Below are 26713 nucleotides of genomic sequence, written 5' to 3'. Positions count from 1 at the left end.
TCATCCAGGAAATGCGAATGGGACCGTGGGTTATTCTGCGGTATTAGCCAATGTGCAAGGTTAGTATATGATCAATTTTTCGGTAAATACGGATTCGTTTAACTGATTTTGCACCTTTAAAATGTAAATTCCGGGAAGCAAGGCATTGCCTTGGAAGTGGGTACTACCAGCCGTATTTACCTTAAAAGAGTGCTTTTCAGCACCTGAAATGTCGTAAAGTGTGCCTGTCAGTAATTCGACATTTGCATTTTCAGCCTGCTTTACCGCCAGCCTGAAAACATTGCGTTCCACATAGACCAGCTCAAACACCGACTCGCATTGCTGAGCGGCAAAGCGTATTGTTGACAGGGTTGTTTTTCCGTCAAAGTCAACTTGCCTCAGGCGATAGTAGCTTTTTTGCTTCGGGTCAGGATCAGAAAATTGATAAGTGATAGCTACACTGCTTGCTCCCGCCGCTTTTACCTTACCGATCTCCTTGAAGTTGCGTGAGTCGGTACTTCGTTCAATGGCGAAATAATCCGCATTCGTTTCTTCTGCGGTCGTCCATTCCAGGTGTGTTCGGCACTTTGCGGAACGTACTTCAAAGCTGACCAGCCGAACAGGCAGCGCAACATTTACAACGGAACTGAAAAACGCAAATGCAGCCGCAGTCACAGCCATTTCCTGAATCGTAAACTCCGACATTTCAACCGCCTCCCGCGCATCAGTATACCTTCTCAGCACCGGATAAGGATCTTCTTTCTTGAAACCGTAAGGATATCTGTTCAGCGAATCCTGAATGGCAAAGCTGGATGGGCGGTTCATTACCAGCGATGCTGCCGGTCCAAAAACAGGTACACCAGGCACAGGATCTGCAAACTGGCTAGTAGCAGTCGACCAATGCAGCGGAAGGCGCGGATTATTCTTGCCCATGCCAGTAATGAAAGTTTTAGATAGCGGATTGTTGCCCAACGAGATATCCAGCTGAATTTTGGCAAGATCCAGCAATTCGGGTTTTTGAAGCAGATAGCTGAACATAATGTAATCAAATGCATAGCTCTGTGCCATTCCGAATGTACCGTAGCCTATATAATTCTTGAAAGGATGGTAAGCGCCGCGGTAGGCGTGGATATTCATGGTGCGGTCGTAATAGCTGGCCAGGACTTCGCTTTCCAGCTTTTCCTTGAACTCAGAGACAATCGTCCCATCAGTAGCAAACTTTGTCGTTGCATAAGCCCACGCGGCTTTCATGGTATGCTGCTGCCAGCTCATCGTCGCATGGAACTCGTGCGGGATTTGTGCGTACAAATTCAGGAAATCGGTATTGTATCCCGCCTGACCAGTCGCCTTATATAATTCTGCAGCCGCCCATGCGCGGTTGTCACGGTCTTCGGGATCAGGGTAGGGGCCTGCTGAAATGCCCGGAACACTCACTGGTGCAGACGCTTGCTGATGCGCAGCCAAAAACGCCCAGGCTTTGGTAGCTCTTTCAAGGCAGGAATCCGCGTAGGCAGGAAAATAGTTTTTCAGGTTCCGGTAAGCCATCGCCATTGCAGCCGCGAACATAGCTGTCGATTGTGTCGTTTTTTCAGAAACAAAAAGCGTTTTCGTCTCCTGCTCAGGCATTCCGGTTGACCATAATGCAGGGGTAACCCGGAAGTAAACACCGCCGTCCGGCGCCTGCATTTGTTTCAGCCAGTCCAATTCGTATTTCGCTTCGTCGAGTATATCCGGGATCTGGTTGCCGCTCTCAGGAATATTGAGGTGCGTATCAGGGAATTTCTTGGGATAGAGCTCAAAGGCGGTAAACAAGGTGAACAATGCACTGGCGGCAGTAGGAACGTACCTTCCATAATCGCCCGCGTCCAGCCAGCCGCCCTGCATCGGGATTTTGGTTCCGGGAGCAAAGTCTGTGTCGTTGTAAAGCGGCGAGTTAAGATGGCTGGCGTGTATCTCAGCTTCTCCGCCGGGCAGACCATTTCTCGCCCATTCTCCTGCGTTTGCCTGGTTCAGCGTGCCGGCTCTCTGGAAAAATAGTCCGCGGGCGGTATGGAAGTAGGTTTCATCGTAAATGTCTGTCTTAATCTCAAAACTTTCTGACCGGCCTAAACCTGCCACATATATATAGTATTTGCCGGGCGTAGTGAATGAGGAAAAATCTAGCTCAAAGACCATTTCACCGCTAAAAAGCGAATCGATTTTCAGAAAACTACTTGTTCCTGCAAAAACAACTTCGTCTTGCTGATTAAAAAGCTTGAAACCCGGCGGGTTGATGGTGTCAATGGAAAGAGGCCCTGCATCTCCCAGAAAATTGCCGAGCTTAGCCAGCTTTGGGCTATTCGGCAGATATCCGACCTGATTCACCTTTACGTTTCCCAGCATTACCTGATCCGAAAATGTGAATGTGGTGTCGAATGTGCCTGTATTGCCCGCAGGATCTTTGAGCTTCGTAACCTGCAAGGTGTAAGCGGCGCCATTTGTTAGCGGTTTTTCAAATATTAAAAACAGCTCATGCTGTACGATAGCGCTTCCTGACTGTGGGGTCAGGGCCGTGACAAACGCATGTCGACCTATTTTAACAGGATGTGCGGCGTTTTGATAATCCGGATCGGTGGGGCTGCTGACGCTGTAATTAGCTAGGGTATAGCACGTTTCCTTATCTGGCCGCTCGCTGATGTGGAGTTTGGCGACTTGGTTTGATACGGGCTCAAATTTAATCCCGGGCGGAGTTTGGTCGCGAAGCGAGATATCATCAACATAAAACATTACCTGAGCGGCCGTTGTCCCGAATTCAAGAAATTCAATGGAGCCAAGGTTATAGGTATCTGTTTTCAGGGCGGTTAACGGAACTACTACCTCCTGGTAATCAGTACCAATAGCTCCGCCTCCTTGCAGGTATGGTTGCAGGTCTACCCAGTTTCCCTTGGCGAAATAAGTGGCAAAGCGAATGGAAGTGGTTTGTTCGGGTTGATTCGATTTAATATAAAAGCGAAGCTCGTCAAACCTCGAAATATCAGCCCGCCACATGCCGGCGCAGTTGAATGCAATGCGGGGAGAATGCGAATTATCGGGTTCCGCCCGGAAGTAATAATCGCCTTCGTGCGCGTCGGGGCCCGACAGTATCGACCCGTAAGCCGTGGTACAAGTTGCAGGGCCGGTATTTTCCCCGTCCCAGAGTAGTTTGTTCTGCGCTGCCGCCGCTTGCTGCAACACTGAAACCACCAGAATTGAATAAAGTAGCTGTCTCATAAGCATGTTGGTTGGTGCAATCAATGTTATGACTGACAGCTGCGCCGGAATATATGTTTTGGTTGGAAAAAGTTTCAGCCATTTCACGACCGGTTTGGTGCAGGTTGGTGGGAGATGACCGTTTTTCAGTGAGTATAAACAGCTGACAGGCCTCTTTTTTGATCAGAAGCTTAACAGAGAAATAATACAGACACCTTGCGCTGATTGAATCTTTTGCAAAGCTGTAAACTTTAACGCGCTACAAAAATGAAACCGTTTTCAGAGTTATCGGCTGAGGAGTTGGCGATGGAAAACCTCTTCATTCGCTGGGTGCGTTTCCCTGACGATCAGGCTATCCGTTCGTTTTGGGAGAACTGGATTATTAAGTATCCGTCCAGGCAGGAAACTGTCGAAAAAGCCCGTGAGCTCGTACTTATCGCATCAGACTGGCGGCCGGATTCACTGACCAGTCAGGAAGTGAATTCTATATGGGGAAGAATCCGCAGCTCCCTGGATATAATCGGCGACCGTGAAGCAAAAAAATCCACCGGAGACGCTTCCGGCAATAACTCTATTGCGAGAAGCATTATCCTGATTCTGATGTCAGTAACTTTTCTTTTTTTTTTATTCTACTTCATTTTTACTAGCCACTAAGCTGGTTTCCGTGCCCGATCCTGCACTCTTCGGATAATTGCCTTTTTTATTCACCTGGCTGACAAACTTCTGTACAATCCTTCCTGATTTTTCCTGGTATAGTTCAATAAATCGGTTTTACTGTCAAGGCATAATACGTATATATTTTTGTACTATATGGTAAGATTTTACAATAAAATATTTGTAAATGTCTATCTTGACAACGTTCCCGACATCGATTGCATAAATAAACTTCCCTGATTAGTTCCGTTTTTCTTGCCGAATCTCTATCCTGAGTCCAAGTTTCAAATTGTACTTTGAGTGTAAATAATATGGTTATTGAAATTGTTCAAAAGTGCATTGAATAGCGCTACCCCAGGCACACGAATCCCCGATAAGTCACCACTCGTTTACGATAAATAAATATTTCAAGAAAAAGTATACTTTTTCTTTTAAGGGTTTTATGTGGTAAAGTCGTCAAATAAAATAATTGAAGGAACCTTAATGCAAATCATGTAAGCGTATGAAAAAAAACTTTACGACTGTTGGTCAGATACTTAGGCAGCTGACAATGGCGGGGATCATTGTCACGGGCTTTGCAGGCCAGGCGCTTGCCACGCGGCCTGCCGAAAATGTTGTTTCAGTAATCGACCGGACTGTAACTGGCAAAATTCTGGCTGCCGAAGACAACACACCGATTCCCGGTGTGTCGGTAGTATTGAAAGGCAGTCGCAACGGTACCAATACCGATGCAGACGGATCATATAAAATCGATATTCCCGAAGACGGCGCAGTACTCGTATTTTCAGCAGTGGGATTTGTCACTCAGGAAATTGCGGTAGGCAACAGAAGTGTGATAGATATCACGCTGGCAAGTGACCTGAAAACGCTGGGCGAAGTGGTAGTTGTGGGTTATGGAACTCAGAAAAAGAGCCAGTTGACCGGTGCCATTTCATCAGTAGGTTCAAAGGAAATCGGAGAATTGCCGATTACCAATGCGCGCCAGGCTTTGCAAGGCCGTGCAGCGGGTGTGGACGTGGTACAGGCGAGCAGCAAACCTGGTGCCGGTCCTACTGTCAGGATTCGCGGAAGAAGGTCTATCAATGCTTCCAACGATCCGCTGTATGTAGTGGACGGTATCCCGCTGGCGGGTAACATCGACGATTTTAACCCCAATGATATTGCCTCTATGGAAGTATTGAAAGATGCTTCTGCAACTGCAATCTACGGTTCACGCGGCTCAAACGGGGTTGTCCTGATCACAACCAAGCGCGGTAAGCCGGGCAAAACGGTTGTGAGCTATGACGGCTACTACGGTTCTTCCAAAGAACTCGGAAAAATTGACGTAATGAATGGTCCCGAGTTTGCTGAGTACAAACGCGAGTCGAGAAGGGCTGTGATCGATGCAAAAACAGGCCTGCCGCTTTACCCTGCCGGACCAGCCACTGCCGAGGCTGATGCTAAATTGTTTGAGCCCATTGAATTGGACGGTATCAAGAACAACCGTACTACGGATTATCAATCTTACCTGCTGCGCCCCGGCCATATTCAGAGCCACCAGGTGGGTTTACAGGGTGGAAATGAGAAAACCCAGTTTGCCATTTCTGCCAACTACTTTAATGACAAGGGAATTATCTACAACCAGGACTTTACGCGTTACACTTTTCGCATTAACCTCGATCATCAGATCACCAAAAGGATCAAGATCGGGACTTCTACGTTGGGTGTATACAGCACAAGAAACGGGGAGAACTTCAACCCATTCGGCGGGGCGCTCGCGGAAAATCCATTGGGAAAACCTTACGACGACAATGGAAAGCTGATATTTCTGCCGACTACCGATGGTTTGAGAACCAACCCGATTGCTGAAATCGTACCAGGCGCTCAGATAGACCTGACCAAACGTATCAGGCTTTTCAACAGTATTTACGGAGAATGGACGATCCTGGAAGGTTTAAAATACCGCGTCAATTTTGGTCCTGACCTCAACAACCGCCGCATCGGACGTTTTGTGGGCAGCCAGACCAATGCACGACGCGGCGGAGATCCGACCGGTTTCCAGTTTAACGAATACCAGTTCAACTATACATTGGAGAACATTTTAATGTATAACAAACAGTTTGCAGGCAAGCATAACCTCGGTGTGACGCTGCTTCACTCGGTTCAGAAAGACGATTTGGAAACCAACACATTCAGTGTGACCGGGATACCAGCAGAGTCGCAGGAGTTTTACAACCTAGGCCAGGCAACGATTGTGAATGGAGTAGGCTCCAACCTCGCACGTTGGGTGCTGAACTCCTACATGGCGCGTGTCAACTACGATTATAATGAAAAATACCTGTTGACAGTTACAGGCAGGTACGATGGTTCATCGCGGTTTGGTGCAGATACCAAATACGGATTTTTCCCGTCGGTTGCACTTGGCTGGAACATCAGCAACGAGCCTGTCCTTAAAAACGTAAACTGGGTAGACGAATTGAAACTCCGCGCCAGCTATGGTTCTACGGGTAACACGGCCATCGATCCTTATCAGACGCAGGCATTGCTGAGCCGGACTTCCTATGCTTTCGGCGCGGCTGCCGGTTTCGGTTATGCACCGGGTACGCTAGGTAACTCATTGTTGAAATGGGAAACTACATCTACCGCCAACGTCGGTCTTGATTTCAGTGTTTTTAAAGGCCGGGTATCCGGTTCTCTGGAATATTACCAGGCAGATACCAAAGACCTGCTTTTGCTGGATCAGCTTCCGATCACAAGCGGTTTCAGCCAGGTACGCCGTAATGTAGGAAGTACACGGAACAGCGGTATAGAGGTAACATTATCCACTGTGAATGTGGATGCGCCAAACGGATTTCGCTGGAATACCGATTTTCAGCTGACGAAAAACAAGGAGAAAATTCTTGAACTCTTCAATGGAAAAGTCGACGATATCGGTAATGCGAGATTCATCGGCCAGCCGCTTACTGCTTATTTTGACTACAAAAAAATTGGTATCTGGCAGTTGAACGAGCTTGATGAAGCGAAGAAATACCAGAGTGCGCCGGGACAAATCAAGATCCAGGATACAAATGGTGATGGTAAAATTGATCCGTTTGACCGTGTGATCCTGGGATCACAGGTGCCCAAGTTTTCTGCGGGTATGACCAACCGTTTTGAGTTCAAAGGTTTCGATTTGTCGATCTTCGTTTTTGCGAGATTCGGAAGTATGTTCCGCAGCTTGTTCCACCAGGACAATATGACACTGGCGGGCCGCTATAATAACCTGGACATCGACTACTGGACTCCGGAAAACCCAACGAATGAGTTTCCAAGACCAAACCAAAGCCAGGAATTCCCGCCGTTCCGCTCGACAGTACTTTATTTTGACGGTACATTCATTAAAGTACGTAACATCAACCTGGGATATAACTTCCCGTCCAAGCTGACAGAAAAAATGAAAATCGGTAGCCTGCGCGTATTTATGAGTGCCCAGCAGCCATTCATTTTCTCCGAGTACAGGACGAAATACAAAGGGATCGACAACGAAACGGATGGGGATATCAACGCCGACCAGACACCGGCTGTAAGACAAATTACATTTGGTATTAACCTGAAAATCTAAGTTCAACCAGTCGCTTACTATTATAATTATATAGATATGAAGGCATTATTTCGATTTAAAGTACTACTGGCTGCAACGCTGTTGTTGGGGAGCCAATCTTGCAGCGACCTGCTGGAAGAGACGCCGATCTCGCAGGTAGGCAGTGAATACATCAATACGCCGGCTGGTTTTGAAGCAGCCGTCAAGGGAGTTTATTCTTCTCTCCGGAACTACTACGGAACGGAGGACGCCATGACATTAAGTATCTTTGGTACTGATACTTATACAATGGGAGCCGATGGTTCTTTCAAATTTGTCAACCAGTATACCTCGCAGATCGACGGCAGGCTGGCGGTGACCAATGCGATATGGAACAGCTTTTATCCCGCGATCAACACCGCTAACATCGTTATCGATGTATCGCCGAACATTACTGGTCTGGACCCGGCTTTGGTGAAGCGCCGCGTGGCTGAGGTTAAATTTTTGAGAGCGCACCATTACTTTATTCTGGTTCAAATGTTCGGACCGGTTTCTCTCGTAACAAAAGGGAACCTGGTGGCCAACAAGGAATTCAACCGCGCTCCTGTTCCCGAGATCTATGCACAGATCATTTCCGATCTTGAATCTGCATTGCCTGATTTAGGATTGGCAACATCTGACTACGGCCGGGTAACAAAAGCGGCAACTGAGCATTTGCTGGCAAGAGTTTACCTTACCAAAGCAACATCAGAAGCCAAAGCGGCAGATGATTACGTAAAAGCAGCTACTTATGCGCAGAATGTGATCAAAAATTATTCATTCTCCCTGCTGCCGGATTTTGCAAGTGTTTGGGTACAAGGCGGAGGCGAGATCAATAATGAGGTGATTTTTGCGACGCAGTATACTTCCGATCCATTGACAAACGGAATCGGTAACCGTACCCACCTTTATTTCGGCATGGAATACGATACCCAGGCAGGAATGCAGCGGGATACCGAAAACGGACGTCCGTTCAAGCGCTTTAAACCAACTACTTACATGTTGGAAACCGTTTTTGCGCCAGCGGACCGCGTGAATGATTCCCGTTACAAAAAGACTTTTAAAGACACCTGGCTGAGTAACAAACCGGGCAAGTATACCAACCTTTTTGATACCTCTAAAAAGGAGCTGACATTTGCCGCGGGAGACACAACGATCTTTATTCCAGGTTACGAAATGTCGGAAGCTGAGCGCGCAAAACGTCCCTATCAGGTACTTACGCCAAGCTTGTACAAGGCGAACTTATTCCCTGTGTTAAGAAAGTTCCTCGATGCACTTCGTCCGGACAGGACTTACGAGCAGGGTAGCCGCGACTTTTTGATGTTCCGCCTGGCTGAAACGCATTTGATAGCTGCGGAAGCGCTTATTCGTCAGGGTAAAAATGCAGAAGCTGCCGAGCACATCAATGTTGTTCGCCGCCGCGCAGCCTGGCCTGGCAAAGAAGCCGCAATGGAAATTACGGCTGCAAAAGCAACAATGGACTTTATTATGGAAGAGCGCGAGCGCGAGCTGGCGGGCGAAATGTTCCGTTGGTTTGACCTGAAACGCTGGGGTAACCTGGTAGAGCGCGTGAAGATGTACAATCCGGACGGCGCTGCCAATATCAAGGAGTTCCACAACCTGCGCCCCATTCCTCAGGATCAGATCGACCGTACTGCCGGCGGCCCGTCTGCCTATCCTCAAAATCCGGGATATTGAGGAGGCACAGTTTGAAACTGACCTATAATTTAATGCAAGATCAAAGAGGAAAGTCCCTGATTCAGGGGCTTTCTTTCTTTATACAGTCTATGCTTGTGAACCGACTTTTGACCAAATATTAAATCATGGATATGAATGCTACAAACCGCCGCGACTTCATTAAAACCGCAGGGATAGCGGCCGCAACTTTGCTTTCTGCCAGCTCCCGGGCTGAATACCTGCTTAAAAAGGGAGATATCAGGATCGCATATTCCTCCATTACCTGGGGCGGGAAGGACGAGCAGGCCATTACGGAACTGGCCGGACTGGGCTTTCGCGGAATCCAGCTGCGCGCCAATACTTTCGGGCCTTACCGCAACAAACCTTCGGAGCTGAAAGCCCTTTTGGAAAAAAATAACCTGACACTCGCGATGTTTTCAAGTGGCAATGTAGAAACGGATCCTGCGAAGTTGCAGAGTACCATTGACACGCACGTAGCGCACGCCAGCTTTGTGAAGGCGCTCGGCGGGAATGCATTGCAGTTAACCAACAGCCTTCGCCCGAAAGACAGGCTTCCTACCACGGAAGAGTTGAAGAAGCTCGCTGAGGTAATGAACGAAATCGGTAAACAAACGGCAGATCTGGGTGTGCAGGCGGTTTACCACAACCACATGAACCAGCTTGGTGAAACTCCGGAAGAGGTGGATGTGATCGTACAGGCAATGAACCCGAAATACATCAAGCTGCTGCTGGATATTGCGCACTACAAGCAGGGTGGCGGCGAGCCTCAGGACGCGGTGATTAAATACAAAAACATCCTGCATTCACTGCATTTGAAGGATACTAAACCAGCAGAGACCAAAAACGGCTATAAATTCGTAGAGCTGGGGCAGGGCAGGGTAGACGTTCCGGCTGTATTTGCTTCCCTCGAAAAAATCAAATTCAAAGGTTGGGCCGTGGTTGAACTTGACGGGGTACCTGATCCTGAGAAGTCGCCGCTGGTTTGCGCCGAGATCAACAAAAAGTATATTACAGAAAGCCTGAAATATCCATTGTAAGTCAGCAGGATTGATGTTCTTGCAAATCCGGCAGCGGGTTTCTTTTTGCATTTGCTAGCCTGAACCGTTTTTGTAGGGGTAGTTATTGAAATAAATCGTTTAAATGTTCGGGTCTGGAAGACGCATTTGTTAGTTTTTCCACCGATACAACAATTCCTTTTTAAGATGAAAAAAATCAAAATCGCCTTCATCGGGCTGCTTTCGCTGGCTGCATTCTCGCCCGCATTCTCTCAGAAAACAAAGGGCGGCTGGCAGAATCTGTTCAATGGAAAAGACCTTTCCGGCTGGAAGCAACTGAATGGACAGGCTAAATACGAAGTAAAAGACGGCGCCATTGTGGGTACGTCGGTAATGGGCACACCGAATTCTTTTCTCACAACAGAAAAAGATTACGGCGACTTTATCCTGGAAGTGGATGTGAAGGTAGATAACAAGCTAAACTCGGGGATCCAGATCAGAAGTTTGTCAAAGCCGGATTATCAAAATGGGCGCGTTCACGGATATCAGGTAGAGATTGACCCAAGCGACCGCGCGTATTCAGCGGGGATTTATGATGAGGCCCGCCGCGGCTGGCTGTACCCGCTCGACCTGAACCCGGATGCAAAAACGGCCTTCAAGAAAGAGCAATGGAACAAATACCGCATTGAAGCCATCGGAAATTCCATCAGAACCTTTCTGAATGGTGTGGCAGTAGCACACGTGATCGATGATGTGACGCCGAGCGGTTTCATCTGTCTGCAGGTGCATTCCATCGGAAGCAAGGATCTGGAAGGTACGCAGGTAAGCTGGAAGAATGTCCGCATTCAAACCACGAACCTGAAACCAAGTCCCGCTTCCAACATCCGCATTGTGAACCTGATCCCGAATGCGCTGGATGCTGCGGAAAAGGCGCAGGGATGGTCGCTGTTATACGATGGAAAATCTGCGGATCAATGGCGTTCTTACGGCGGCACCGACTTTCCGTCCAAGCGCTGGGGCTACAATGATGGCACAATCACGATCTCGAAATCTGACGGATCAGAGACCGGAAACGACATTGTTACTAAAAAGCTGTACGGTCCTGCATTTGAATTTGAATTTGAATTCAAGCTGACCGAAGGCGCTAACAGCGGCGTGAAGTATTTTGTAGACCAGAAATTTAACTCCAATGGGAAATCAGGGATTGGCTGCGAATACCAGGTACTCGACGATGAAAAACATCCCGATGCCAAGCTGGGTAAAAACGGTAACCGTACCATCGCTTCCTTTTACGACGTGATCCCCGCCGACAGGCCCAAAAACGCTGTTAAGAAGATTGGTGAATGGAACCAGGGGCGCATTGTGGTGCAAAAAGATGGTACCGTGCAGCATTTTCTCAATGGGTACAAAGTGGTGGAATATGTGCGTGGCTCGCCGCAGTTCAAGGATTTTGTGATGAGCTCCAAATTCAAAAACTTCGAAGGATTCGGAATGTCGCAGCAGGGAAATCTGCTGTTGCAGGATCACGGCGACAATGTTTCTTTCCGCAGTTTGAAAGTGCGTGAGCTTTGAAAATGACGGTCTGAAAAAAGATTCAAATTTACAGTAGATAATCTGACAAGTCCTATTTACAACTGATTGCCGTCGCAATCGGATCTGACAATTAAAATTAACCTTTTAATAAAATGACAAGCAGAAGGGAATTTCTCAAAAATACAGCACTGGTATCTGCGGGTGTGGCCGTCGGTGCGAATGCTTTCAGTGCAGCCAGCTACCGCCGTATCCTTGGCGCGAATGACCGCGTTCGTGTTGGTATCATAGGGTTTTCAGACCGTTTTCGCAGCTCACTGGCACCCAGCTTTTCTGATCATGCCAAAGAATTGAATTTCGAGTTCATGGGTGTGTCCGATCTTTGGAACCGCCGCCGCGACGAGGCCGAAGCTTTCATGAAAGGTAAACCTTATGCGTCCAATGAATTCGTAAAAGCACGCAATAATGAAGAACTGCTGGCCCGCAAGGACGTGGATGCTGTCATTATCAGTACGGCGGATTTCCAACACGCATTGCATTGCGCCGAAGCAGTGAAATCGGGCCGCGATGTGTATGTGGAAAAACCTTTTGCGGAAACACTTGAAGATGCGAAAGTGGCATTGAAAGCAGTAGAGGCTTCCAAGCAAATTGTACAGGTAGGTTCACAGCGCCGCAGCGCACCCAACTATTGGGCTGCTTATGAATATATCAAATCCGGAAAATTCGGTGACATTACTACGGTGGAAATGACCTGGAATGTAAACCAGCCGGGCAGGTGGAGAAGAAAAGAGCTGGTATCCCAGATCAGAAAAGAAGATACCGACTGGACCCGATTCCTGATGAACCGTCCAAAAGTAGAGTGGAACCCACGCTACTATCTTGAATTCCGCCTTTTCTATCCATATTCATCTGGTATCCCCGGACAATGGATGGCGCACCAGATTGATACTGTGCACTGGTTCTCAGGCCTGGATGCGCCGCGGAATGTGGTGGCAAATGGCGGGATCTATACCTGGAAAGATGGCCGCACGAATGTAGATACGTTCAGTGCCGCATTCGAGTACGGACCTTTTGACGATAAAAGCAAAGGATTCCAGGTGATCTATTCTTCCCGTTTCAACAATGAAGCAGGAGGGGTGAAGGAATATTACTACTCAAACGGTGGTATGATCAACTTGGATACCAACAAGATCACACCGGAAGGCGGCTTGAAGGCGAAAGATGCGAAGTCAATGGGATTAGAAGCCAACCTGCTTCCTGAAATGTCCTTAAAAACAGGCGATAAGATCGCGACAGATGCCAATACCGGGGCCGATCCGATGACTTCCCTGCACATGCGCAACTGGATGGAATGTATCCGCAGCCGCAAAGAGTCAAATGCACCGGCGCGGGTTGGGTTCAACCACTCGGTTGCCAATATTATGGCGACACAGGCGCTGCACACAGGCAAACGTGTAAGTTGGGATAACAAGAAAAAGGAGATTGTTTTAAGCTAGGTATTGGTCTGTTTTGGTTTCAACAACTTAAATGTATTGACGGTGAAATTTAAAAAAACGGGTTTAATGCTGGCAACACTTTCGTTTACTGCACTTGCCAGCGTGGCAAGCGCTCAAAAGGTAGACCTGATCAGGAATGAGCAGGAGAAGAAAGTGGATGTGAAAATCGACGGCAAGCCTTTTACTTCTTACTATTATCCGGGTGAAAGTGTCCTGAAAAAGGCGGTTCTTTATCCTGTTCACACTGCCAAAGGTACGGTCATCACAAGAGGCTGGCCGCTCGATCCGCGTGCCGGCGAGCGGGTAGATCACCCGCACCATGTGGGGATCTGGCTGAATTACGAAGATGTGAACGGAAACGATTACTGGAACAATTCGAATGCGGTAGACCACGCAAAACGTGCTTATGGTACGATCCTGCATACCGGCATTACTTCGGCAAAAGGCGGCAAAGACAAAGGCGAACTGACTGTTACCGCCGACTGGGTCGATAAAAATGGTACGCTGACTTTGAAGGAAGTTACCAAATACACTTTCAGTGGCAAAGGCGACCACCGTTTGATCGACCGCAGTACTACATTGACTGCTGTACTGGATGAAGTTGCGATGCCCGACATCAAGGACGGAATGTACGCGATCCGTGTGGCGCGCGAACTGGAACTTCCTTCCAACAAGCCCGAGATTTTTACGGATGCAAGCGGCATTGCCACCAAGGTACCAGTTATGAACAATGAGGGAATTACCGGTAACTACCGCAACAGCAATGGAATTGAGGGAGAAGCTGTGTGGGGCAAGCGTGCGATCTGGTGCAACCTGACCGGCAAGATCAAAGACGAAAACATCAGCGTTGCAATCATCGATCATCCAAAAAATGTGGGTTATCCTGCTTACTGGCACGCTCGTGGCTACGGTTTATTTGCTGTAAATCCGCTTGGTATGAAGGCTTTGAGCGACGGAAAGGAGGTGCTGAATTTCAAACTTAAAAAGGGTGAGTCTACTACATTCCGTTACCGTATGGTAATTGCTTCCGAGCATTTGAAAGATGCTACTTTGAATGACTTGGCAGCCGCCTACGCGAAAACAGAATAGCAATTATCTTGCAGAAATAACTAACAAGAGCTCCGGTTATGCCGGGGCTTTTTTGTTGAATACACTTACACACGATTTAGCATGAAGTTACCCAGGTATCCTGTGCGGCAATTAAATGAATGTACTTATCAGTTTTTCAGCAAAGGTAGATTTGAATCTGAAACCAACTATAAAGCGTTTATCTTTTACGCCGCAGTTTAATTATATTTGATCAGGGTAAACAAACAGACGTAACAATTTCCTTTCTCGTTCGATAAAAGCAAAAGCTAAAATGCCTTCACAAATCTACATTGCGATGCTCCGGGGAATTAACGTGAGCGGGAAGAATATGATCAAAATGTCCGCTCTGGCGCAGCTTTTCACAGAGCTCGGGTTGGGGAATGTCAAGACGTATATACAAAGTGGGAACGTACTTTTTAGTGGTAAAAGTACCTCTGAGCAGGAGCTCGCAGCGGAAATCAGCGCGGGGATCAAGCGTGTGTTCGACTTTCAGGTAGAAACACTTGTGGTCAGTCTGCCAACTTTGAATGCAGTTCTGCAAGGTAACCCGTTTATCAATGAAAGGAATGAGGATGTCGCCAAGCTGCACGCGACATTCCTGTACCAACTCCCCGATGCCGGGCAACTGGCCAAGATTGACCCTGGTAAGTTCTTGCCTGATGAATTTATGCTTGTAGGCGAAACCATCTATGTTTTCTGTCCTGAGGGGTATGGACGGACGAAACTGACCAATAACTTTTTTGAAAACAAGCTGAAAGTCACGGCAACTACCCGGAACTGGAAGACAGTTACGGAGCTTGTCAGGCTAGCGCAGGAAATGGAGGCAGAGTCCTAGTACTTTGATAGGGACGGAAGAAGTCGTATTCTTGACTTCCAAAACTCGCTTATTGCAGTAACCGACCGCATTTCCTTCCAGTATATGAAAGACAATTCAAGACGCAAATTCATTCAGAATGTAGGCCTGGCTTCGCTGGCATCTGTTTCGACCCTGGCTGCCGAGCCGGAAAGAACCAGAGAACTTTTCATTCATCACGTATTCTTTTATCTCAAAGACCCTAACAATGCCCAGGATGAGGCGAAGCTGCTGGAAGGGCTGCACAAGCTGGCGAAAGTACCTACCATCCAATATGTGCATATCGGCAAGCCCGCCGAGACAAGCCGCTCCGTGATCGTTCGTGATTATACATTTTCGTGGATGTGCTTTTTCAAAAACATCATTGAGGAGGAGATATACCAAACCCACCCGATCCACCTCGACTTTATCAAAGAGTATTCGCATTTATGGGAAAAGGTGGTTGTGTACGATTCAGTTGGCCCGAAGAAAGTAGGGTAACTGCAAAAGGAGCCTTTTAGCTACAAAACTTCACCTTCATGATCTTTAAAACGTTCTTGTCCAGGATCTGCACAATTTCAATAATCCTTTATGTTGTGCAGGTTCAAAAACCTCTTTTCGCCCAGCATACAAGTGACGAGATCCGCCTTAATCAGGTGGGTTTTTATCCGAATGGTCCCAAGCTGGCGATCGTTTCGGGCGACAAGTATACCGACTTCAGTGTGCTTAATGCAAGCTCGGGCAAAGTGGTTTTTAAAGGTAAACTCGGGCCGCAGCTTACCAGTCAGCATTCTGGGAAAGTGACCCGGCCTGCCGATTTCACAAGTGTTGTCAAGCCCGGAAAGTACGTGATCGCACTTTCGGGAACAGTGAAGTCTGCACCCTTCGAGATTAAGAAGAATGTTCATAAAGGTGTGGCGCAAGCTTCATTAAAGGGCTTTTACTACCAGCGTGTGTCCGTCGATTTACCCGAAAAATATGCCGGTAAATGGGCGAGACCGGCGGGCCACCCCGACACCAAAGTGCTCATTCATCCTTCGGCAGTATCCGGGGACAGGCCTGAGAATTTCGTGATCAGTGCTCCGCGGGGCTGGTATGATGCCGGTGATTACAATAAGTATATCGTCAATTCGGGCATTACAGTGGGCACTTTGCTGTCGCTGTACGAAGATTTTCCACTCTATTTTGAAAATTTCAACACCAATATTCCTGAAAGCAACAACTCGGTACCCGACCTGCTTGACGAGGTGCTATACAACCTGAGGTGGATGCTGGCTATGCAGGATCCCGCCGATGGGGGAGTGTACCACAAGCTGACCAATCCGCGTTTTGACGGAATGATCATGCCCGATGCAGCCGACAAGCCGAGATACGTAGTCCAGAAAAATACGGTTGCTACCCTTGACTTTGTTGCCGTTATGGCGCAGGCCGGACGTATTTTCAAGAACTTTGAAAACAAACTTCCGGGACTTTCCGACTCCTGCCTGGTAGCTGCTGTGAAAGGCTGGGAATGGGCTAAAAAGAACCCCGATGTTTACTATAATCAAAATGAAATCAATGCAAAGTTTGATCCCGATATAGTTACAGGTGCCTACGGAGACAGAAGTGCGGCGGATGAATGGATCTGGGCGGCCAGTGAAATGTATGCAACCACAGGAAAAGCAGACTACCTCAAAGGTGTGGACATGAAATTCGGCGCGCCTATGCCGCTACCTACATGGAGTATGGTACAAGCGCTGGGATATTATACGCTGTTGCGTATGGCCGAGGATCTTAAAACAGAAGCGGCGGTTGTGGATCCCGTAAAAAAGAGTGTTACTGCATTCTCTGACGAGCTTTTGAAAGAACTCGAAAAACAGCCTTATAACACGGTAATGGGCAAGAATGCAAAGGATTATTCGTGGGGCAGCAGCTCTGTAGCGGCTAATCAGGGAATTGCATTACTCTACACATTCAAGCTCACGAAAGACAGGAAGTACCTGCTAGCCGCGCTTGGTAACCTCGACTACCTGCTGGGCAGAAATGCCACTACCTACTGTTTTCTGACAGGTTTTGGATCAAAAAAAGTAATGCACCCGCATCATCGCCTGTCCATTGCCGACGGGATCGCCGATCCGGTACCCGGACTTTTGTCTGGCGGGCCGAACCCGGGGCAGCAGGATAAATGCACTACTTATACCAGTAAGTTTGCCGACGAATCCTTTACGGACGACGATTGTTCCTATGCATCCAATGAAATAGCAATCAACTGGAATGCGCCAATGGTTTATCTGTCGGCAGCAATAGAGGCATTAATGGAAAAGTAGTTATTTGACGGGAACAGTAGGTGGGGTTTCATTATAACCCTTCTTGCCTGTCATATTTTCCTCTTCCGATTCTTTGATCGCCTCTTTTTTCAGCGTTTTTTGAGGTTTGGCGCTATCATCTTCGTGCTTCGCTTCGCCTTTTGGTCCCGGACGTGATGGTGAGCTTCCTTCGATATCCTTTTCGTTTTCTTTTTCTTGCGCGTTCATAGTTTGTTTGCTTTTTCATGTATTTAGCAAAATTCATTCCTGCCTATACGCGACGGCGCGGAAATTTAGGGGAATGAAAAAGATTGGTCGTAACAACCTTCATTCAAAGTACTACAATATTCATTTTACAACACATCCAGCTTATGAGTATGCTTGAATCATTTTCGCAGATCCGGAACTTGTTGAAAAACATTGACATTGCCGCATTGAACAAACTTTCCAGGAAAGTTGACTTGAACCAGCTGATGGGAGTTGTTTCAAAAATGAGCGAGGAGGATCTGGGGAAAATGTTGAAATTCATGCAGGCAGGTTCGGGTAAGAAAAAGGCACTGCCGGTTGTAAATGGGGACTTTTATGAACTGACTGATACGCTGCAACCCGAAGAAAAGCTGATCCAGCTGAAAGTGCGTGAGTTCATGGAAACAGAGATCAAGCCCATTGCAAACCACTATTGGAACAATGCCCAGTTTCCAATGCACATTATTCCATTAATGGCGAAGCTGGATATCTGCGGTTTGACCTATAAAGGGTACGGTTGTGCCGGGAAGTCGGCATTGCTGGAAGGCTTTATCGCTATGGAAATGGCGCGTATTGACTCATCCATTTCCACATTTTTCGGTGTGCATAGCGGACTCGCGATGGGTTCTATCTACCTCTGCGGCTCCGAAGAACAAAAGCAATACTGGCTGCCCATCATGCAGAAAATGCAGGTTATCGGCGCTTTCGGGTTAACCGAGCCGGAAGTCGGCTCGGGTGCGGCTGGCGGATTGACCACTACCTGCAAAAGAAATGGCGATGAATGGACGATCAATGGTCAGAAGAAATGGATCGGTAACGCCACCTTCTCTGATATCACAATCATCTGGGCGAGGGATCTGGACGATAATCAGGTAAAGGGATTTATCGTGAAAAAAGAAAATCCCGGCTTCAAAGCAGAGAAAATGCAGGACAAAATGGCTTTGCGCACAGTCCAGAACGCATTGATCACACTTACAGACTGCAAAGTCCCGGAAACTGACAGGCTGCAAAACGCGAACTCTTTCAAGGATACAGCAAACGTACTGCGGATGACGCGGGCCGGTGTGGCCTGGCAGGCGGTTGGCTGCGGACGCGGTGCTTATGAGCTTGCATTAAAATACACAATGGAAAGAAAACAGTTCGGTCGCCCCATTGCAGGGTTCCAGCTGGTACAGGACCTGCTCGTTACAATGCTGGGAGATCTTACCGCTATGCAGACGATGGTTTTCAGGCTCTCTCAATTGCAGGATACTGGCGTACTTACCGACGAGCACGCGTCTCTGGCAAAAGTATTTTGCACGCTCCGCATGCGCTCCATTGTTGATCACGCACGCGAGCTCTTCGGAGGAAATGGTATCTTGCTGGAATACGACATTGCCCGTTTTGTAGCCGATGCAGAGGCGATATACTCTTACGAAGGTACCAAGGAGATCAATTCGCTGATTGTTGGTCGGGCGATAACCGGAGAAAGCGCTTTTGTATAATAACAAAAATGGTTGTGGCGCTTAATTAAGATTTAAGCCCACAGCCAGCCCTATATAAGGTTTTCCATGGTAAATCCAGCTGTCGCGGTTTTTATCGAGAAGGTGGTCCAGTCCGCCGATGATACCGAATGTAATCTGATTTAACCCCATCAGTACCGCCACGCCTTTCGACCAGACCAGCCCGTCGTACTCAATATTAATCGCATTGTTGGTAACCCACGGGTTCATAGCTGTTACGCCAAGACCCGTAATCAGTCCCGCCGAAATTCCGTAATGCTTTACATCCTGCGTGACCCTGCCGATCGGGTTCTTTTTGTAAGAAAGGCGGTAAATATCTGAACGGTATCCAAGGTAAACGACCCCATTTACATTGTTGCTGAACTGCTTCGGAAACGATTCAGCAGTAGGACGAAATTTGAGCGGAATCGTGAGGATATCTACATCAAAACCATTCTGCCAGTACTTATTTGCCCCGAGCGTTTCCTTGTCTGACTTCTGCGGATAAGACTTTTTCTGCATGGTGGTACTTTTCAGGTCCATTCTTTTCCAGCCTTTCTGCAGGGAATAGACCACGATGGAATCTTCGGTATTTTCAATGTAAACCTGCCGGTTCTTTCCTTTGAGCTCGGTATGATAAACGCCGTCTGCGAAATTGAACTTCGGACTGTCTTTCGCACTCCTGCAGCTGTAAATCAGGGAAGTGGCAACAATAATTAAAAGTGAACGGATCAGCATTATGGCATTTTTAGCGTAATAGGTAAACATTTGTCTCATCCCTACTGATTTTACAGCCTAGATAAGGGGATACACGCAATCTTCTACTTGATGTCGCAAACACCCCCTCTTATTGCCGTATCCACACAGCGTTCCGAGTACGCGGGGATAGTAGTTTTGTATTGTCAAAGCATTTAAATAAAACACTCAAACTCCTGAAATCATGGAAGCAACATTTGGCAGTGAGCCTGTAAAAGCCAGGTCTTCGAAAGGTGTATTGGCAGGTAAAATCATCAGTACTTTGTGCGTGTTATTCCTTCTTTTTGATGCGATCATGAAAGTAATCAAAGAGCCGCATTCCATTGAGGGATCCGCGCAGCTGGGCTGGCCCGTGGATCAGGTACAAAGTATTGGAATTGTGTTGCTGCTGAGTACGATATTGTACATCATCCCGCGTACAGCAGTGCTGGGAGCCATTTTGATTACGGGCTATCTCGGAGGGGCAATCGCGATTATGGTGCGTGCGGGACAGCCGCTGTATTTCGCACTCGTATTCGGAATCCTGGTGTGGGTTGGATTGGGCCTGCGGAATGATCAGGTAAAAAGAATGCTTTTATCCAGATAGAATCAACAACCTGATCTCATTCTTAAAGAAACAACCGGATGTTGCGCAGCGCGGGCAAGTTAACCCGCCCGCAACTGCTCAACTTCCTGAATTGCCTGCCGCTGTTGCGGCATAATAATCTCAAATCACGCTAAAAAGCATTATTTAGCCGGGGTAATCACGATGTTACGGTATTCCACCGGACCGTGGTCGCCCTGAATGTACAGTGGTCCCGGCTCTCCTTCGTTGCTGTCCAGCGCTCCGCCGGTAATGCCCGGGATTTCCTGGTTACTGATCACCGTTTTGCCATTTGCCACGAGCGTCAGCATTCTGCCGATCAATGTGATATCGTAGGAATTCCACTCACCAGCGTCTTTGGCAACCATTTCACTCGGAGCAATAAATCCGTAAACCGATCCCATTTGATCTAGCGCAGGCTCCATTCCTTTGCTGTCGGTTACCTGCACCTCGTATCTGCCTCTCAGGTAAATCCCGCTGTTGCTTCCTTTCGGAATGCGGAACTCGATGTGCAGCTTGAAGTCGCCGAATTTCTGGTCAGTGATCAGGTTAGCGCCTGATTTAGGGCTGCGCAAAATACCGTTTTCGGCGACCCATTGATTTTCGCCTCCTACTGCATGCCAGCCTTTGATTTCATTGCCGGCAGTGAGCTTCACAGGGGTACCCCACGCGGGAGTTCCTTTTCCGCGGAGTGCAGGAGCGCGAACTCCTTTCCAGGTGTAGGTTTTTCCTTCCGGAGTGGTCATTGAGCCGCTCAGTGTTTCGCCTGATATAGTACCTTCGACGGTCAGGTTCTTGTCACCGCGCTCCCATTGTGGGGGGATCTCGAATTTAAATTTCCCATCAGCAAATTGTACCTCTGCAATGGGGCGGGCGCTGCCGGAGAAGCTGGTAAACTGTCCAACCAATGTTTTGGTACCAGAGTGGCGTACTTCAAGCCAGGACGGGGCAGGCTTGCCGTCTCTGTCCACGGTAATGTCCCAGCGGCCTTCCAAAGGTGAGGCGAGTGGTTTTGCTTCCAGCGGCGCAGCGGCAATGGAAGCGGCGGATAATGCAAGGCAGAAAAGCCTTTTCAGGTTAAGTCGGGATAATTTGATCATTGTATTGTGAATATTAAGAAAGGTCAATTTATGGATAAATTTCCAGAAAAATCTTGCGATCTGTTGCTGGAATGTAGCTGGTACTTCGTCCGGCGCTTTATTATAAAAACAACCGGAATTGCTTTTGATGCAGATCGACTTTGTGTAGATTTGAAGAAATGCACCTCATAATGAAGAGTCTTGATAAAAGTTTCCTTGACGACCTGGCAAGGATCGAGCAAATTCCGATAATCCCCAAAATGCTTGAAGTGATCTGCAAATCAACCGGAATGGGATTTGCGGCAGTGGCGAGGGTAACAGATGAAAAGTGGCTGGCATGCAGCGTTCGGGATGAAATCGAATTCGGCTTGAAGCAGGGCGAAGAGTTGCCGCTGGAAACGACAATATGTAACGAAATCAGGCAGCGCCACGAGCTGGTAGTTATCGATAATGTGGATGAAGACGGTATTTACTGCAATCATCACACTCCCCGAACTTACGGTTTCAAAAGCTACATTTCCGTTCCGATTTTCCTGAGAAACGGACAGTTCTTTGGCACGCTCTGCGCCATTGATCCCAAACCGGCCGCACTCAGCGACGTGAAGACAGTAGGGATGTTTGAAATGTTCACAGACCTGATTTCATTCCATTTACAAAATATAGAAACTGTTGAAAAAAGCAGGCAGGCAGTGAGCGACCTGAATCACCAGCTTGCAGATTCTATTAATATCAATCACCAGTTCCATTTCATTTCTAATCACAATCTGCAGGAGCCGCTGCGCAAAATGCGTGTGTTTACGGGAATGCTCATCGACGCTACTGACAAAAACGATACGTCCAAAGCCCGGATCTACGCCGAGAAAGTCGATACCTGCGCACAGCAATTTTCATCCATTGTTACCGAGCTTTCTGAATTTGCCGAGCTGTACAATGAGACGAATTTCGAAGCGGTGAATCTGAACGATGTGGTATCAGAAGTAACAGAGCTGCTATCTCCGAGGCTTGAAGCAGCGGGTGCCAGTGTGCAGGTGAGCGCGCTTCCTACCGTAATTGCAAACCGTTTTCAAATGGCGCAGCTGTTTAGTAACCTGATCACCAATTCAATGCAGTTTCCTAAAACAGATGGTGCGCATTTGATAGAGATTTCCACCAAAATCCCGCAGGAAAACAGCGCGGCAGACCGGCTGGCAAAAGGGAAAGAAATGTTAGAATTACAGATTCAGGACAATGGTTCAGGGTTCTCAGAAACGCACCTGGAACGTATTTTCGATATTTTCTCAAAATTCCCCGGCTACAAAAGCGGGCAGACAGAGGGTAATTCTCTTGCCTACTGCCGTAAGATCGTGAGCAATCACGGCGGCCGCATTACTGCCCAGTCAGTAGAAGGAAAAGGGACGCTCTTTGTGGTGACGCTTCCTCTAAAAAGACGCCCCGCGGCGAGTCATTAACACTTACCACAGGGCGAAACCCACTAAATAATCCTATGAAATGTTAACTGATGCGAGCCTATAATCCGCGGCCGGTCTGATGCTGTAATTCATCGATTTTTTTCGAAGCTTCTGCTTTGGTCAGCTTATCGTCAAATTCAACTCCTGCTTCGTCCGAAAGCGTTTTCAGATAAGATTGCTGTGCGCCTGTCATCGGTTCGTCGCCGGTTGTCCATTGATCAGGATCTTTCACGGTATTAGAGCCTTTGAGTGCCGCAGCGTCATTTGCTTCATTTTCTTTTTGACTCGATTGGTTTTTGTCTGAAGTAGCCATTTTGTTGATGTTTTTTCTAACTACAAACAAAAAAACCGAGCCAGTCAGCCGGCCCGGTCTATTGTAAAAAAGAGAATGTTAGCCCATTGCATTGGGATCAGCTGTGACTAGGAAAGTTGATCATCCAGTTCACCCCGTATTTGTCCTGAAAGCTGCCGAAATAATCACCCCAGAAAGCATCTTCCATTGGCATTTCAATCTTGCCGCCTACTGAAAGGCCATTGAAAAGACGATCGGCCTCTTCGCGGTTATCAGCAAACACGGAAATGTAAGCATAGTTGCCCATGCTGAGTGTGTGGCCTGCGGAAGGCAGGATATCGGATGCCATCAAAACGTCATCCTTACCGATTGGAAGCGAGATATGCATGACGCGGTTCCGCTCATTTTCAGGAAGCTGCTCAGTTCCGGGCATTTCCGACATGCGGTTTACAGCCATGAATTCACCACCGAATACAGATTTGTAAAAGGTAAAAGCCTCTTCTGCATTGCCATCGAAGTTGAGGTAAGTGTTTATTTTCGGCATGATGAGAATGTTTTTGGTTGACAGGTTTTGTTTAAGTTTTGGAAAACCAAAATTAAGCTGCCTTCTCAAACCAAATCGTCCCTAAAAGGGACATTCGCGGGGGGCGGTTGGGACAACGATTGTCGGGTTGTGTAATATATGTGTTTGGCGTGAATGCCAGTTTCGCCAGCTGTATTTGCAGCCTAACTTTTCTTCAAAAATTTGAAAAGGATTTTGTTAACAATTTCCAGCAACACCCGGAAACTGTTCGGTTTTACGAAGAAATCGTCTGCACCAGCTGCTAATGCTTTCTTTTTTAGGTCGGGATTGTCAGAGGTAGATAGCATTACTGTCGGCAATGCAGCCAGTTCCGAATCTGATCTGATTTCCTTGATGGCTTCAATACCGTTCATTTTTGGCATATTCATATCCACCATCACCACGGTGTTAGAAAGGTCATCGGAGTCTTTCACATTTTCCAGCAGCTCCTTTCCGTCCTCCGCTTCAACCACCTTCACATTTGCATTCGCCTCTTCCAGTGCATCCTTAATCAGCATTCTATCGTCTTCGTCATCATCTGCAAGATGGACTGTCTGACCTTCTTCCATATCGTATTTGTATTTGATACAAAATTATCAAATAATCTCAATTGTTGATCAAGCCAAGATTAAGTTGACAATAGAGCGATCTGGGGCAGATTATGTGACAGTTTTCAGTGCTTTAAACCTCTTCTGGCGAACGTTGTTTGACCTTCCTGTTTCTGACGCGACTGAATATAAACCAAAGAAAAGGAACGATCAGCAGAAATGGCCATATGCTGATCATGGTCAGAGAGAAGGCACGAAGGTTATCCCAGCCTTCTGAAAAAGAAATGCCAAGCTCCTGCATGAATGACGATGAGCCACCGCTAACTGTGTAGAACTCAATCTGCAGCGTCGCATATTGTACCTGGTCTTTCAAGAGTTTCAGTTGTCCTTCGGTTGCCTCAATTTCTGTCCTGATGGCGCCGAGCTCTTTTTCAATCGCCAGAATGTCGGCTACGGAAGATGCTTTTGCAAGCAATTGCTTGTAACGGTTTTCAATATCCTTCTTCGTTTTCAGCCGGGCCTCGCTATCGATGTACTCTGCCGTCACATCCCTGACCCTGATTTCTTTCTTGTCAAAATGGCTGATTCCTTTTGTGGCGGCATTTATGAAGCTGTCAAACCGGGCAGCGGGTATCCGCACCAGCATCACATAATTGATCCTGTCGTAAGATTTGGTCTGCTGATCGGTTGCGATATAAGCCTCATTTGCCGCAGCGGCCGTGGTAATTTGCTTTCTTGTGTTTTCCGGATTGGTGGTTTCAAATGCAAGCTCACCTTCCCTGATCAGCTTGCGTGGGATCGCAGCATCGTTTGCAGACGCAGGTTTTACCCCATTTTCGCTGGGCACCTTCGGAGGCGAAGCAGGCATTTCAACTTGAAAAGCAATGTCCTGCGCATTCTCATTCTGCTGAGAGCACCCTGCAAGCAGCAGTACAAAAAACAAGATCAGATTTTTCATAGGGCTATTATATAATTTAATTAAATATAAAGATTGTTTGTTTTTGTGAAAATACTCCTGATATACTTTTTTTTCGGCGTTCGTCAATTGATCCAATGTAGCTGTTGGTGTGCGATAAATTTAGTAGCTTCGATATATGAAAGCGAAAGAAAAAAGTGCATCAGGACGAGCTTCAAGAAGTAATCCATACCTAACTAAGCGCTTGCTGATCAGTCGTGCACAAAGCGCGGGGAGGGCTGCTGCCAAGGAAGCAATGCAGATCATGGGCTATGTAGTAACCGTGACAGACGGGTGGGTCGTGAAACGCTTTGCGGACGGATCTGTTGAGAAAATCAAGGAGTTGAAAGGTTAGCCAAAATTGAAAGACAACAACACACTATCACATCAAGAACTTCGTCTCCGTATTTTCGCTGGCCCAAATGGGTCAGGAAAAAGCACCGTCATAAAGTCAATTGGTGAGACAGTAGTTAACGGAAAGCCACTTTATTTGGGTATCTACGTCAATGCAGATGATATTGCCGTCGCAATCAGAAAAGGCACATTTACCTTTTCTTCTTATGAAGTGGAGAGTACAAAGGAAGAAATCCTGGACTTTGCCTGTGAATCAGGACTTCTGAATCCCAACTTCAACATTCAGGAGCTTAGCCACTCGTTTGAACTTAGCGGGCTAAGGATTATAATCAAACGTCTACCTAATTGCGAGAGGCTTGCACAAATTATTGTCCGTTTTTTGCGGGAAAAGCTTCTGGCTGCAAAAAGACGTTTTTCATTCGAAACCGTTTTCTCACACGAATCTAATTTGGATATCATGAGGCGCGCATCCGAGATGGGCTACAAAGTTTATTTATACTTTGTGTCTACGGAAGATGCCGAAATAAACAAATACCGTGTTGCACTCCGGGTTAAGAAGAAAGGACATAGTGTGCCTGCGGATCGCATTGAAAGCCGGTATTACCGATCATTAGGGTTCGTGCGACAAGCGAACGATATCGCTTATCAGGCATTTTTCTTTGATAACTCAATAGACAATGCACCATTTCGGCTCGTCGGCCACTTTCGGAAGGTAGGTGATGAGAAGGTTTGGGATGAAACGGATCTGTCGAATACCGCTGGCTGGTTTAACAAATATTGCATTTAGACAAGCCCCTTTCATTTGCACAGCTCCTCCTTCCTTTATTATCTTCGTAGTAGAAACCCGGAAGACATGATTAGCAAGATTTTTACTTTCCTCGTATTGGCAATGTCCAATATTCTCCTCTACTATTTAGTGATCGTTCTTGAACCGCAGGCTGACTATCGCGCCATGTTTATTGTGGTAAGAGCTATGCTGGTAACAAGCATCCTCATGCAGATTTTGACTGCCACCGGCTTCATGAAAGAAGAAAAGCTCTGGTAAA

General features: G+C 47.3%; 24 protein-coding genes. 16 read left to right on the top strand and 8 right to left on the bottom strand.

Going from position 1 to position 26713, the window contains the following annotated elements; genetic code table 11:
• Positions 1-60: 60 nt before the first annotated feature.
• Positions 61-3228, bottom strand: a complete 3168-nt coding sequence (locus ASG33_RS10385; protein WP_162242739.1) for a glycoside hydrolase family 9 protein — start codon at positions 3226-3228, stop codon at positions 61-63.
• 246 nt (positions 3229-3474) lie between these two features.
• Here ASG33_RS10385 and ASG33_RS10380 point away from each other — a divergent pair, with 246 nt between their 5' ends.
• The 10 genes from ASG33_RS10380 to ASG33_RS10335 all read left to right on the top strand — a co-directional run bounded on the left by ASG33_RS10380 (position 3475) and on the right by ASG33_RS10335 (position 17384).
• Entirely contained in the window at positions 3475-3861 is a 387-nt protein-coding gene (locus ASG33_RS10380) for a hypothetical protein (protein ID WP_056284048.1), read from the top strand.
• Positions 3862-4363: 502 nt separating this feature from the next.
• Positions 4364-7441: a TonB-dependent receptor gene (locus ASG33_RS10375; RefSeq protein ID WP_229238619.1), complete on the top strand. Its 3078-nt coding sequence runs from the start codon at positions 4364-4366 to the stop codon at positions 7439-7441.
• 36 nt (positions 7442-7477) lie between these two features.
• Complete coding sequence (locus ASG33_RS10370; protein ID WP_056284046.1) at positions 7478-9136, top strand: RagB/SusD family nutrient uptake outer membrane protein; 1659 nt, start codon at positions 7478-7480, stop codon at positions 9134-9136.
• Positions 9137-9261: 125 nt separating this feature from the next.
• On the top strand, positions 9262-10173 hold the full coding sequence (locus tag ASG33_RS10365) for a sugar phosphate isomerase/epimerase family protein (RefSeq protein WP_409012513.1): 912 nt from the start codon (positions 9262-9264) through the stop codon (positions 10171-10173).
• A gap of 165 nt (positions 10174-10338) precedes the next feature.
• A complete protein-coding gene (locus ASG33_RS10360; RefSeq protein ID WP_056284043.1) occupies positions 10339-11703 on the top strand; it encodes a DUF1080 domain-containing protein in 1365 nt (454 codons plus the stop codon).
• A 113-nt stretch (positions 11704-11816) separates the two neighbouring features.
• The gene (locus ASG33_RS10355) at positions 11817-13157 is read left to right on the top strand and encodes a Gfo/Idh/MocA family protein (RefSeq protein ID WP_056284041.1); all 1341 of its coding nucleotides are present in this window, start codon (positions 11817-11819) and stop codon (positions 13155-13157) included.
• Between the two features lie 66 nt (positions 13158-13223).
• Positions 13224-14246 (top strand): PmoA family protein, encoded by a 1023-nt coding sequence (locus ASG33_RS10350; RefSeq protein ID WP_200942764.1) that lies wholly within the window; start codon positions 13224-13226, stop codon positions 14244-14246.
• Between the two features lie 271 nt (positions 14247-14517).
• Complete coding sequence (locus tag ASG33_RS10345; protein ID WP_056284039.1) at positions 14518-15081, top strand: DUF1697 domain-containing protein; 564 nt, start codon at positions 14518-14520, stop codon at positions 15079-15081.
• 84 nt (positions 15082-15165) lie between these two features.
• Positions 15166-15579 carry a Dabb family protein gene (locus ASG33_RS10340; protein ID WP_056284036.1) on the top strand — a complete coding sequence of 138 codons (414 nt, stop codon included), beginning with the start codon at positions 15166-15168 and terminating at the stop codon, positions 15577-15579.
• 38 nt (positions 15580-15617) lie between these two features.
• Positions 15618-17384 (top strand): glycoside hydrolase family 9 protein, encoded by a 1767-nt coding sequence (locus ASG33_RS10335; RefSeq protein ID WP_056284034.1) that lies wholly within the window; start codon positions 15618-15620, stop codon positions 17382-17384.
• Here ASG33_RS10335 and ASG33_RS10330 read toward each other — a convergent pair whose 3' ends face one another.
• Positions 17385-17591, bottom strand: a complete 207-nt coding sequence (locus tag ASG33_RS10330; protein ID WP_056284030.1) for a hypothetical protein — start codon at positions 17589-17591, stop codon at positions 17385-17387.
• A 143-nt stretch (positions 17592-17734) separates the two neighbouring features.
• Here ASG33_RS10330 and ASG33_RS10325 point away from each other — a divergent pair, with 143 nt between their 5' ends.
• A complete protein-coding gene (locus ASG33_RS10325) occupies positions 17735-19093 on the top strand; it encodes an acyl-CoA dehydrogenase family protein (protein ID WP_056284027.1) in 1359 nt (452 codons plus the stop codon).
• 21 nt (positions 19094-19114) lie between these two features.
• Here the strand turns inward: ASG33_RS10325 and ASG33_RS10320 are convergent, their stop codons facing one another.
• Positions 19115-19828 (bottom strand): hypothetical protein, encoded by a 714-nt coding sequence (locus ASG33_RS10320; RefSeq protein ID WP_157474696.1) that lies wholly within the window; start codon positions 19826-19828, stop codon positions 19115-19117.
• 202 nt (positions 19829-20030) lie between these two features.
• On the opposite strand from ASG33_RS10320, the gene ASG33_RS10315 reads away from it, so the two are divergent.
• Entirely contained in the window at positions 20031-20432 is a 402-nt protein-coding gene (locus ASG33_RS10315; RefSeq protein ID WP_056284021.1) for a DoxX family protein, read from the top strand.
• A gap of 140 nt (positions 20433-20572) precedes the next feature.
• Here ASG33_RS10315 and ASG33_RS10310 read toward each other — a convergent pair whose 3' ends face one another.
• Positions 20573-21529, bottom strand: coding sequence for a DUF1080 domain-containing protein (locus ASG33_RS10310; protein ID WP_056284019.1), 957 nt, complete (start codon positions 21527-21529; stop codon positions 20573-20575).
• Between the two features lie 170 nt (positions 21530-21699).
• Here ASG33_RS10310 and ASG33_RS10305 point away from each other — a divergent pair, with 170 nt between their 5' ends.
• Positions 21700-22956 (top strand): ATP-binding protein, encoded by a 1257-nt coding sequence (locus tag ASG33_RS10305; RefSeq protein WP_056284016.1) that lies wholly within the window; start codon positions 21700-21702, stop codon positions 22954-22956.
• A 58-nt stretch (positions 22957-23014) separates the two neighbouring features.
• Here ASG33_RS10305 and ASG33_RS10300 read toward each other — a convergent pair whose 3' ends face one another.
• The 4 genes from ASG33_RS10300 to ASG33_RS10285 form a co-directional block, all read right to left on the bottom strand.
• Positions 23015-23269 carry a DUF3072 domain-containing protein gene (locus ASG33_RS10300; RefSeq protein ID WP_056284013.1) on the bottom strand — a complete coding sequence of 85 codons (255 nt, stop codon included), beginning with the start codon at positions 23267-23269 and terminating at the stop codon, positions 23015-23017.
• 97 nt (positions 23270-23366) lie between these two features.
• Positions 23367-23792 (bottom strand): VOC family protein, encoded by a 426-nt coding sequence (locus tag ASG33_RS10295; RefSeq protein ID WP_056286342.1) that lies wholly within the window; start codon positions 23790-23792, stop codon positions 23367-23369.
• Positions 23793-23974: 182 nt separating this feature from the next.
• Complete coding sequence (locus ASG33_RS10290) at positions 23975-24379, bottom strand: response regulator (RefSeq protein WP_056284010.1); 405 nt, start codon at positions 24377-24379, stop codon at positions 23975-23977.
• A gap of 112 nt (positions 24380-24491) precedes the next feature.
• Entirely contained in the window at positions 24492-25316 is an 825-nt protein-coding gene (locus tag ASG33_RS10285; RefSeq protein WP_056284008.1) for a DUF4349 domain-containing protein, read from the bottom strand.
• A gap of 136 nt (positions 25317-25452) precedes the next feature.
• Here ASG33_RS10285 and ASG33_RS10280 point away from each other — a divergent pair, with 136 nt between their 5' ends.
• The 3 genes from ASG33_RS10280 to ASG33_RS10270 all read left to right on the top strand — a co-directional run bounded on the left by ASG33_RS10280 (position 25453) and on the right by ASG33_RS10270 (position 26712).
• The gene (locus ASG33_RS10280) at positions 25453-25668 is read left to right on the top strand and encodes a hypothetical protein (protein WP_056284005.1); all 216 of its coding nucleotides are present in this window, start codon (positions 25453-25455) and stop codon (positions 25666-25668) included.
• Positions 25669-25674: 6 nt separating this feature from the next.
• A complete protein-coding gene (locus tag ASG33_RS10275) occupies positions 25675-26454 on the top strand; it encodes a zeta toxin (RefSeq protein WP_157474694.1) in 780 nt (259 codons plus the stop codon).
• Positions 26455-26520: 66 nt separating this feature from the next.
• Positions 26521-26712, top strand: coding sequence for a hypothetical protein (locus tag ASG33_RS10270; protein WP_031529117.1), 192 nt, complete (start codon positions 26521-26523; stop codon positions 26710-26712).
• Position 26713: the final 1 nt, after the last annotated feature.

It is taken from the genome of Dyadobacter sp. Leaf189 (genome assembly GCF_001424405.1).
GTDB lineage: Bacteria > Bacteroidota > Bacteroidia > Cytophagales > Spirosomataceae > Dyadobacter.
Note: the sequence above shows the minus strand (reverse complement) of the source record. Positions and strands in the feature narration are given on the sequence as shown.